General features: G+C 45.8%; 9 protein-coding genes and 1 pseudogene. 2 read left to right on the forward strand and 8 right to left on the reverse strand.

Features of this window, described 5'->3' with window-relative positions; genetic code table 11:
• Positions 1 to 176: pseudogene (locus AK963_RS32300) on the forward strand (IS256 family transposase); the annotation flags it as partial.
• Positions 177 to 755: 579 nt separating this feature from the next.
• On the opposite strand, the gene AK963_RS20475 reads toward AK963_RS32300, so the two are convergent.
• Complete coding sequence (locus AK963_RS20475; RefSeq protein WP_139117555.1) at positions 756 to 3,887, reverse strand: hypothetical protein; 3,132 nt, start codon at positions 3,885 to 3,887, stop codon at positions 756 to 758.
• A gap of 494 nt (positions 3,888 to 4,381) precedes the next feature.
• Between AK963_RS20475 and AK963_RS20480 the strand changes: the two genes are divergently transcribed.
• A complete protein-coding gene (locus AK963_RS20480) occupies positions 4,382 to 4,609 on the forward strand; it encodes a hypothetical protein (RefSeq protein WP_066017290.1) in 228 nt (75 codons plus the stop codon).
• A 35-nt stretch (positions 4,610 to 4,644) separates the two neighbouring features.
• On the opposite strand, the gene AK963_RS20485 is transcribed toward AK963_RS20480, so the two are convergent.
• From AK963_RS20485 to AK963_RS20515, 7 genes are all read right to left on the reverse strand, one after another.
• Complete coding sequence (locus AK963_RS20485; protein WP_066017291.1) at positions 4,645 to 5,952, reverse strand: hypothetical protein; 1,308 nt, start codon at positions 5,950 to 5,952, stop codon at positions 4,645 to 4,647.
• Between the two features lie 116 nt (positions 5,953 to 6,068).
• On the reverse strand, positions 6,069 to 7,373 hold the full coding sequence (locus AK963_RS20490; RefSeq protein WP_066017292.1) for a zonular occludens toxin domain-containing protein: 1,305 nt from the start codon (positions 7,371 to 7,373) through the stop codon (positions 6,069 to 6,071).
• A 147-nt stretch (positions 7,374 to 7,520) separates the two neighbouring features.
• Positions 7,521 to 7,832, reverse strand: coding sequence for a DUF2523 domain-containing protein (locus AK963_RS20495; RefSeq protein WP_066017293.1), 312 nt, complete (start codon positions 7,830 to 7,832; stop codon positions 7,521 to 7,523).
• Between the two features lie 9 nt (positions 7,833 to 7,841).
• On the reverse strand, positions 7,842 to 9,164 hold the full coding sequence (locus AK963_RS20500; RefSeq protein WP_238593801.1) for a virulence factor TspB C-terminal domain-related protein: 1,323 nt from the start codon (positions 9,162 to 9,164) through the stop codon (positions 7,842 to 7,844).
• A 142-nt stretch (positions 9,165 to 9,306) separates the two neighbouring features.
• The gene (locus AK963_RS20505; protein ID WP_020580594.1) at positions 9,307 to 9,510 is read right to left on the reverse strand and encodes a major capsid protein; all 204 of its coding nucleotides are present in this window, start codon (positions 9,508 to 9,510) and stop codon (positions 9,307 to 9,309) included.
• 18 nt (positions 9,511 to 9,528) lie between these two features.
• The gene (locus AK963_RS20510; RefSeq protein WP_066017295.1) at positions 9,529 to 9,741 is read right to left on the reverse strand and encodes a hypothetical protein; all 213 of its coding nucleotides are present in this window, start codon (positions 9,739 to 9,741) and stop codon (positions 9,529 to 9,531) included.
• Positions 9,741 to 10,031: a hypothetical protein gene (locus AK963_RS20515; protein ID WP_066017296.1), complete on the reverse strand. Its 291-nt coding sequence runs from the start codon at positions 10,029 to 10,031 to the stop codon at positions 9,741 to 9,743. Before AK963_RS20515 ends, AK963_RS20510 begins: the two co-directional genes overlap by 1 nt.
• Between the last annotated feature and the right edge of the window lie 622 nt (positions 10,032 to 10,653).

Genomic DNA, 10,653 nt, shown 5'->3' on the forward strand with positions numbered 1-10,653 from the left:
GCGTCATTCGTAAGGCGATCAAGAACCGGAAGATTTTTCGGACTGATGAGTCAGTCATGAAGGTAATCTATCTGGCCATGGAAAAAGCTTCCGAGAAATGGACCATGCCGATCAGGAACTGGAAAGCAGCCATGAACCGGTTTGAAATTATGTTTCCTGACCGGTTCAAGGAGTAATAGTTTTGGTGGCGTTTACACAGAATTATTTACAGGCTCTGAGGCTATTTGGACTCCTGCATGATTTCAAATGGAAAATATTTCTCCAGCTATCTCAGGAGCTAGAAAATAACTTTAGCCATTCCGAAATTAGAAAGATTATGAATTACACCAAATTCAGAAAAGAACACTTAAACGGCGCATAAGACCAAACCCATTAAGCTAAATGAAATTGGCACATCTTAGACACTTAAGGAAAAAGTAGAAATCTTGGAGGGGTAAAATAAAACTAGGGAAGGGATAATGGCGGTGAGGGAGGGATTCGAATCCTTGCAATACCGAAAAGACTCTTTATATATCAATAGGTTAGAATAATTCAGAATACTAAAAAGTGTCCATTTGGGTTGTTAAAAGTGGTTATTGGTCAGTTTGGTGGACACTTTTTGGACACCTCCGATACACATAATTAATTCCCAGTGATTTATACAAAAATATCCCCCCGTTTAAGTTAGGTTTCAATGTCAAATAAATCGGGGGGAAAGTACAGAGCCCGTGGCCAGTGCTTGCTATAAATTTGCTTAATCATTTTTACTTATTAAACTAGGCAATATCTTCCTCCATTCCTTGAACCAGGGGGGCTGTTGAGGAAAGTTCAAATTGATCAGCGTCAGTGGGCCTAGGCCTAGTGAATGATCGAAAATCATTCACCGCATAAGAGAAGGGAGCCTTAGCCAGATCCCACCCTGTTTTACCTTCTTTGATTCCCCTTACAACATTTACTGCACTATAAACAACAACACCTCCTATAGTTATACCCCCAAGACCCCCTAAACTAAGAGCCCCAGCCGTAGAAAGAGTCTCTGTTTGTGCTTCCTTGATATCCGACGGCATACTGTTGCGAGCTTGCCTATCAGGAATACTGTAATTCACCGTCTGATTTTCACCGATCATAAGCTTGGACGTTGAAGTCTGAGCTCCTTGAGGTGAAAGAGCCGGTTTAGGCGAAGTATCTGGTGATACCACTTGAGGTAACAGAGCCGGTTTAGGGGTAGTATCTGGTGATACCGCTTGAGGTGACAGAGTCGGTTTGGGCGAAGTATTTGGTGTTAGCACTTGGGGCCGGGCCGTCGACGGAAAAGTAGTATGTTGTGATGTCTGAAGAACTGGATTAGGAGTAGCACTTGGCAAACACGTATCGGTACAGCTTGTTGCTTCACAGTGCTTATTATCAAGCTTGCCATTTATCTGAATATCACATGCTGTAACATTGGCGATGGAACCTCCAGCGGCGATGCCTGCAGCAACATTTGCATTCCCATAGCTACTCTCTCGTACACTCACACTCCCCCCACAAGCATGAATATTTGATAGTTCAGCACTATCTCCAAGCATACCAGTGCCCACTCCTGCACTGGCGAGTTCCCCTTTGGCTTCAACATGGCTACAGAATGCTTGAATATTCCCCGCTTTGGCACTTTCTGAAAGTTTACCTACCCCCACCGCTGCATGGCTGGATTTACCCGACGTGATTATACGGTTATCTCTACTTAGAACCCCATCAACCCGGCTCCTTTTTTCTGCGAAACCTGCTCCTACCGCTGTATGGGCATTTTCCCCCTTGGCTATAATTGCTGAGCCGTACACCTGAGTATTTTGAAGCACTGCTTTATTTTTCAGTTCCCCTACTCCCCCCGCATTGGCATTGGCTCCATATGATTGAGCAATACTGTTATTTACACGGGTACTTGTAATAGAAGCATCACCAAAAGCCTGACCAACAGCAAAGCCAGCATCCGAATCACTGGCAGTTGTAGTAATATTCGAGAAGTCAACAACAGTCTTATCAACTTGAGCCTTATCTCCAATATTTCCAGCACCTCCACCAGCATCTGATTCACTACCCAGAGCTAAAATATTGCAATTCATTAATGTCGTAAGGTCAACTCTGGCATTGTCTCTAAGTAATCCCGCACCTCCGCCAATATCTCCACTATTTGCATTAGAAATTAAATCGCTGTCAGTTGCGTTTGTTCTTTTAATAGAGGTGGATCCAGATGCCTTTCCCACCCCAAAGCCTACTTGTGAATGCTCTCCACTAGCAGAGACAACCAAGTGATCAGTCACGGTGTTTACCACCTGAACACGTCCTTCAATCTTTCCAGCTCCCCCTCCCCCCATCGACCTTGCACTTTTTGTGGATACAGTACAGTTAACCGCATGAGTATCTATGATTTGAACATTTTCTTTGGCACGACCAACACCAATTGCTGCATTCCCTGCATAATTAACTTTGCCATTACTTGATACGATGCAGCTTTCAGCAAAGGTACCGTTCACAATAACATTGCCGGAACCATAACCTAAACCGATGCCCACATTTGCATTATAACTTTCATACCCACGGCCATCAGTACGGTGAGTTACTGCAGTACAACCAGTAGCTGTCGTATTAGTAAGCCTGACACTCCCCGTCGCCTGTCCTGCAGTAATACCCGCATCAGCATAGCGTCCAGAAGTGCTTACGCTGGAGCCATCAACGTTGGAATCAAATACTTTCACACGTTCATCAGCCGCTCCAACAACCACACCCGCATCGGCACTAGAGTAGTGGGTAATAACTCTAACCTTACTGGCAACCGTATGCCCTACCTCTGTATTACCCGTCGCGTATCCAACCACACCAGCAGCATTGAGTCCTTCACCTGAGCTTTCCAGCGTGATTTCAGCCAGTGTGGATGATTCAATTTTTACGTTTCCTGAAGCTTTACCTACTACAGCAGACGCTCTTGAATCCTCACCCTTAACCAAAACGGAAGAACCACTGACCTTGCTACCTGAAATGACTGAATCTCCAGTCGCAATACCTGCGACTAGACCTGTTTGCTCTTTCCTGACAGCCTCTATTTTACAATGATCCACCTGGCTGCCTGAAATCCTTACTCCCCCACTGGCCTGCCCAACAATTCCTCCAAGCCCCTTCTCAGGGTGACGTCCCCATCTTTTTTTATGTGTAACAATGGTTGAATTTGCTAAGCGGTTGTTTGTTAAAGAAGCTGACTCTTCTGCTTCACAGGCAACAAATCCTCGGTGCTTGTCAACGTCTCCAGGGGCAATATTCACCTCTGAATCAGTGATAGCGACATTTTTCACCGAGCTGTCACAGCTGACTTTTTCAAACAAACAATCCGTTAATCCGGATATAGGCTCCCCATTACCATCATATGTTCCAAGAAAAGGTTGATCTGTAGTACCTATTGGTTGAAATTCAGTACCATTGATATGAATAGGGTTCGTTTGTATATAATCTCCATTTATTGGGAGTTCTTTTCCAATTTGTTGCAGTGTTGCAGCATCTTTAATTGCAATTTTTCCTTGAGAAACTGGATTAGCACCAGTGCCAATAATATGAGCCACCATGGCCACAGGGACCGCCAACAGCTTGTTATTATTAACAAAATCCACTCCACGAATTAGAGCGTTTGCAGTAGGTGAAACAATACTTATAACTGATTTAGCAAACTCTCGAGGCTGAAAATCAAGCTTGAACCCACAATCATGATCTTGTTTATGGTAGCTATAACGAGGGTCCATTGACCTGACAAATTCACGACCAAAATCAAAGATTGTAGAGAGATGTGAAGTCCTTGGATTTTGAGTATTCTCAGTGGAGTTGCTTGTTGCACTCACAGAACAGTGAGGTGAAATGTTAGGTATTACACCTTGTTGTTGCATTTTCTTTATAACTCCTTTAGTTAATAAACCCAACTTCCATTATCATGAAGCATATAAATTCATACTTATTAAAAATAAGCGTTAATAGACGAAAAATTAAAAGTTAGATGTCTATTAATTACAACGCATATGATAATCATTTGTATTCAAATTAGCGGACTCTAAAAATATTGCCTTTATTTTTTTAACGAAGAGCTTCGACAGTACTCAAATTTGGCTGGAGGATTGTTAGATGTGATGTCAACTTTATAACCAATAAAGGCTCTGCTCTGCCCTATCATGCGATGATTAAAACTCAATGTGAGCTGTGTTTAAGGTTTTAGTCTATACGACAAATTTATTCTGAATGCCTACCTCCTGCTGAATACCGGTAATTTTGAACAACATCAGACTTAGTCCAATAAATCTGTTGCCTCTACGGACAAAACATTTTTTGGACACGTCCTTACCTGTCGTTCCTGGACAAATTACATTCAGCAAACGAGGTAAACATCATGAAAACACTGACCAACTCCATGCTCTGCACCCTGATCCATTTGACCAAAAACCAGCTTGAAACCAAGCGTCATGAAATCGCAGAACTGAGCCAATACACCACCAAGGTGATCCGTGAGAGTTATAACTCGGAAGTTGAGGAACTGGTGGCCATTCTGGAAATCCTTCACGGCTTCCTGAAAAATCAGTCCTCATTGGAGCAACCGACTCGCTCTACCAAGAAATAACAGATGGGGGTTTATCCCCTTTCTGTTTTTTGTCTTTATATGCTGTACCCCAGCAGTATTCTTTCTTGGTAAGACTCCCGCAGTCGTTCAATCAGCTGATTTTCGGTCGTTTTCTTTTTCTCGTAGTGCTGAGCAATATCGTCCCAGATTACGCTCCCCTGTAGCTCCCTGAGCACCCTTTTGAATTTCAGCCCTTTTCTTGCACAGGCCGACAGGAGATTACCAATATAGAGCTGGTAGTTCTTGCCTGAGAAGGACGTGGCTTTCTTGTAATACCGTTTGTAATGGAGGTTGTCTTTATAGGCGGATTCAGGGTATTTGAATACGATATCGTCCTGCAGGATTGTCCAAATGGGGTCAAGGTAGTTGCTGTTGTATTTGAGCTTGAAGGATCTCAGACCATATTGCCAGAGTGCCTGGATATGCTTGATGACCTCGGAGTAGATGTTCATTTTGACGCCGATTTCACCGGTTTCTTTATTACAGGTTCCCAGAGCAAATTGCTGGATCACGGAGTGGTGGAATCGTACCTCAAACCGGAAGACATCAGACTCAGGATCATAACCACTGGAACCATCATCAAGTTTGGTGCTCTCTTCCCATTTATGTTCCATGTAGTCAAACTTATCAATGTCCCTTGCCTGTATGGTCTTGTTGTAGATCGCCAGTTGTACGGCACCCGCAGAACCAAATTTGAAGGACTGGGCACGATCATAAACACAGGCGACATCGGATACCGTAAACTCGGCTTTATCAATCCCGAAGTAGTTGGAGACCCGTCTGGATTTACAGGTCATTCTCTCTGACAGGTCGTTATCCGGTTTCCAGCCCTGTACATCAACCGCCAGATGAATAGCGGGATAATGGGGTTCTGCACACCTGAGCACTTTCTTGGCAATATTCGCCAGGAACTGATCGACCTTTTTCGGGGATCGGTTATCCAGGAACCACGGTGAACACTCAATTTTCAGATGAGAACCAATGGTTTCCGCCCTGGAGTGGAACATTTTGCAGAAGATAATGACTCCCAGCTGGTTGTTCTGGAGCCGGTATTGGTAACCCGATGCCTTACCACTCTTGCCCAGTATCCAGTCATGGCCGACGAACCGGAAGGTTTTCTCCCCAAAGCTCAGTGAGTCTTCAATGTCCGTCAGGAAATCCAGATTCATGGCTCCTTTGAACAGTTGTCGTAAGGTATCCACATAGGTTCCGACAATCTGGAAGTTCTCAAGGTAGAGATCCTGCACCTTCCCAAATTTGGGATGAACGAACAGAAGTCCCTTATCCTGTTGATTTGTGGTCTTACCATCCGCTGATGGTTCATAACGATCCAAATGTTTCATATCAAAAATCCTTTTTATAACTTTTCGTTTTTCACTACCCTTTTTTAATGACGTGCTACAGGAACGTCCGCCTGTGCGGGCTGCGCTGCGCGTGTCAGCCTCGCACAGTGCATGGCTCAGAGTTCGTCATAAGGCTCGATCTCCCGTCGGTTGCTGCGGCGACTGTTCCGGTCGTGTCGTTTATCCGAGAGTGTTTCGTCAAAGTAGCCATTGCGGACAATGGCCTTGCACAGGTAGTCCGGTACATCCATGCGAGTCACCCGCTGGGAGTAGCAGATGCAGACTTCCTGTGCGGTTCCCTCCCGCCAGAGCACACAGTTCTGTGGCTTGGGAAAAGAACGGGGTTTGGTCAGGTGATCATAGACCGGTGCCGTATGAGCCATGCCAGTGATCCTCGGCTTGCGCTCTTGCAGATACTGCTCACGGCTTTGAGGCTCGGTGTCTGCAACCGGCAATAGAGAACCGGAGGGTTCCGGTGCCAGTGCGGCTTCGCCTTGTTGATCAGGGGTAAGTGTGGTGTAGCCGAGGTAGAGTGCAAAACCGACAGCACCGAGCAGTATCGGGATCAGCCAGATCACCGGCGGCAGGCTCAGCTTGTGGGTGTGTTCAAACGCAGAGAAGTAGACCCCGAAGTATTTCTTTGGCTTGCCGGTGACGGACTTGCGCCCTTCTTTCTTGGCAAAGTGATCATCGGGGTCAGCGCACTTGTCCCAGGTGAATCTGGTGACTTTGGAGGAACCCCAGAAATTGAAGTAGTGGGTATGGTGTCCGCACAGCCTTCTCAGGTGTACATCGAGAAAGTTCGGATGCTGGGTAATTAGGATGACATCGAAACTGTCATGGCGATGCTTTTCGAATCGTGACGCATACGAAGGCACTTTGTCTTTGCCGGAGCGTACCGGAAAGAACTCCTGAGCCTCATCAATGACCAGCACCGAGTAGCCTTGCAGGTCATACCATTGGTGGGGATCGGGGAAATGTGTCCAGTGCAGGTTCAGATGCTCGAAGTCCTTGAAAGTGAGTTCCACCCCTTCAGGTGCATTCTTCTCGATCTCGGAGACCTTCTGTACCTGTGCAGCGGGATAGCAGACTTTGACCCACTTCAGCCATTGCCTCAGTGGATCATGCTGCTGAAATGCCTTTTCCAGAAATGGCGCATCTTCCACCGTTACAAACCGCTTTTGTTCATGAATCGGTTGAATCATCGGAGCGATGACTGACTTCTGATTCTTGGTCAGCGACGGTAGATAGATGTCGTAGAAAAACGCCTGAAAAGTCTGACACTGTTGATAGTCCAACAGGTTCAGTTTGATGTTGTTGTAGAACTTGGGTCTGCCAGCGTATTTCTTATCGGTGCAGACGGTTTTGAAGCAGTTCAGGCTTTTGCTGGCACCTGGTCTGCCGGTAATGAAGTGAAGCATGGCACTGTCCCTTGTTCTCCTGTGGTCATCCTTGCGGATTGTTAATGGCTGTTGGTTTTGGGTTCCGCAGAAAACCGAGTTCTTTTCATGAAAAGAACACCGTTTCCAGCGGCTCAATAGACAGCATTAACAACCCGTGATTCAGGACTAGCCACCAAAGCCTTTCCAGAAGGAAACGCTTTGTTTTGGCCGTCCATTAAAATAGGAGATACCCTTGATCACCATGATCACGGTGATAAACGACAGTGCGATATTGACCGCTTTGGGGATGCCAAGCAGAGAAAGCATTTGGAACATGGCCACTGGCATACCATCAAAGTTGGCCTGTATCTGCTCGCCCAGATAATCCACCATGATATCCAAGCCAAAATAGGTGACCACCCCTACCCCCAGTCCCCGCAACAATAGCCATGCGATGGGGACAATGATGGAAACAATGAAAGTCAGTATGTAGCCCATAATCTGCTCCTATCCGTTGCCGAGAGACTTGGCCAATATCACCGCCATTGAGAACCAGGTGGCGAAGAGAATGAACCATGAGATATAGGAAGCCAGGTCACATAATGGAGTCAGGGCAAACTCAAACTCAGCACCGAGAACGGTAAAGCTGATGGGATCGGGACATTGGTTATCCGACGTGACGTATTCTTCAGTATCCAGAAAGTCTTCAACATGGATTTCCAGCGTATCCCCCGGTAATGATCCCAAGGGAGACATGCTTGGGTTGTTACTGATGATGGAACTGATTTCACCGTCGTTATATTGCGAGAGGCACAGCTGCTTCTTCTCCATTCGAGCAATAGCGCACTGGATTGCATCACCGGAACACACAACCTCTTTATCGCATTCGAAGCCGGAGAAAGCCGATTTGGGATTGTCGTTTTCTGCCTGTTTTTCGGCCTGCTGGCGAATACCCGTTTCTTTGACAATTTGCTGGACGCTTTGGGCTTCTGGCGTGTTGTCCGTGAGATCCTGCTGATCGAGAATATCATCCGTTGAATTACCATTGGCATTACCACCATTGGCAGGATGATCAACAGAGTTGGGATCGACGACATCTCCTTCAGGGTAAGTGCAAAGGTATTCGCCATTGACGTATTTGCAGTTGCTGTAGGCATTCTTTTCAAAGCAGACCACTTCGCCGTTAAAGGTTCCGCAGTTGAATTGGTCTTCCCGTGTTTCGTTATCAATGCAGACAGGAACCCCATTGATCAATTTGCAGGTCTCGTCAGCACTGATACACACCTGAGTGCTACCACCGGAACGACAAGGCAGTTCATCTTCATTGATTTCGGTGTATTCGCTGACACCCGCTAACTGTGCAGTTTCTTCATTGCCGGAACAGGCACCACCAGTCGGAGTGTATTCATAAGCGATGGGAGCCACCGCATTGTCATAGTCACGAAAGCCCCCTAATGAGGTATAGCTGCACTGGTTGAAACAGGCGGTTTGGGCATTGGTGGAACTGGTGATGGGCTTGGCTGATAAACAGGAAGAAGTACAAGCACCCGTTCCGTCATACACCTCACACTCAGGTGATGTACTGAAATTGTAGAGTGCAGTAAAGCTTGAAGACTGGTCATCGGGAGGACAGTAGTTATATAGGGTGCTGTTTGGGTATTGGTTTAAGCCATTATGAACATGAGACAACAACCGTACGGAATAGGTTGTCCCGGAAGTCTGGGAATAGGTCTGGCCAATCGGCGAAGTACAGTCAGCTGCTCCCTGCTGGTAAGAGAAGGAATCCTGGCTAACAACAGAAAGCAGTAATACCAGTAAAAGTAATTTCATGGCCGCATGACCCAGACAGCCACAAGGACAACCAGCACGTAAAACCATCCATAGTCTGGAACCCACATCGTCTGATCATCCTTGTATTATTGTTATTAAAAGACGGGAGGACGAACCTCCCGCCAACCCATGCAAGCAGGTCTCAGCCGAAAATCGCGCCTTTGACCCACTTGAACACCACGGCAAGTGCCGCCACACCAATCAACGCAGTCCCCACAGCGGTAATCGCTGTCGAACCATCGGTTGAAATGGCAGTAGTGGCCGCTGACACATCAATCTCGGCAAAGGCACTGGATGCCATTGCTGAAGTCGCCAGCAGGAGTGCAAGGTGTTTTAGCTTCTTCATGGCTAATCTCCTTGTTGGTTAACGTAATTGACGAAGGATCAGAGCAAAGATAAACCCGATGACCAGCAGCATTAGTGTTGCGCTGATGAGTCCATCCGCCTGTTCTTTCGTCAGCCCATTCGATGCAGGGATCGCCCGCACCTCTTCCAGTGTCAGGGTGGCGGATTCACCGGAGCAGGAAATCCCACCACCGACATCCGTACTGAAGCCCTCACACAGAAGCAGTTGCATTATTTAACCGCCTTTTCTAATGCCGGTTGTTTAATGCCAAGAATTTTAATCGCCATGCGTTGTTTTGCCCCCGACATCACTTTGGTTCGAAACTCGTAAGGCTTTAATGGCTGTAAGGATTGAAAGTCAACGAGCTTTTCATAATCAGAACTGCAAATCATGATATCCAATCCATAAATATTCGGATCATCATCTTCACCCGTTCCAGAAAGAAAAACTTTTAAATAGCGTGAGCTTTCAAACTCGGTAACTTTAGCTCCCAGGTAGAGAGCTTTGATGGTGGTTTCCATTTTTTATCTTCTCCTTTTTTGGTTCACCTGTGTTGAATTAAATACATAGATTTCAATTAACGCAATAGCTGAAAAAAACTTTCTAATAACGACTTAAAACCACCCAATACCACCAAAATGAATTTTTAATTTTTGCATTGGAGCCTTGCCATTGTGCTTTCAATTTTTTTGTGGCGATGGGGAAAATCGCCAAAAAAAGTGAAGCACAACGGCATCCAATGCAATAATTAAAATTCATTGATTGGATTGAACCCTGTGATTACCCGTATCCTCAAACCAGACCGATTCTTTCGATTGAATATAACGGGCATATTCAACCCATGACAGCGTATTACAGAATAGATAGGGTAATTCGGCCTGCTCCCTTAAAGCCTCGTCTACCTGTCTGGAAAGTCGTTCATAAGGATCTTGAGTTTGTTTCCTGCGCCCTCTTTTCAAGAGAAATTATCATCCATCCATAGAAGATAAAATCAGGTAAATCACTGTATTTAATACCAATACTCCGGACACTATTATGCAGCGATAGCACCATAGCTACTTAGCTCCTCATAAGTATTCATGACTTTTTCGTCATTCATTGCCAAGCCTAACTTCTCAAAAACTCTGTGCATCAGGTTCTGAT

It is taken from the genome of Endozoicomonas atrinae (genome assembly GCF_001647025.1).
Classification (GTDB): domain Bacteria; phylum Pseudomonadota; class Gammaproteobacteria; order Pseudomonadales; family Endozoicomonadaceae; genus Endozoicomonas; species Endozoicomonas atrinae.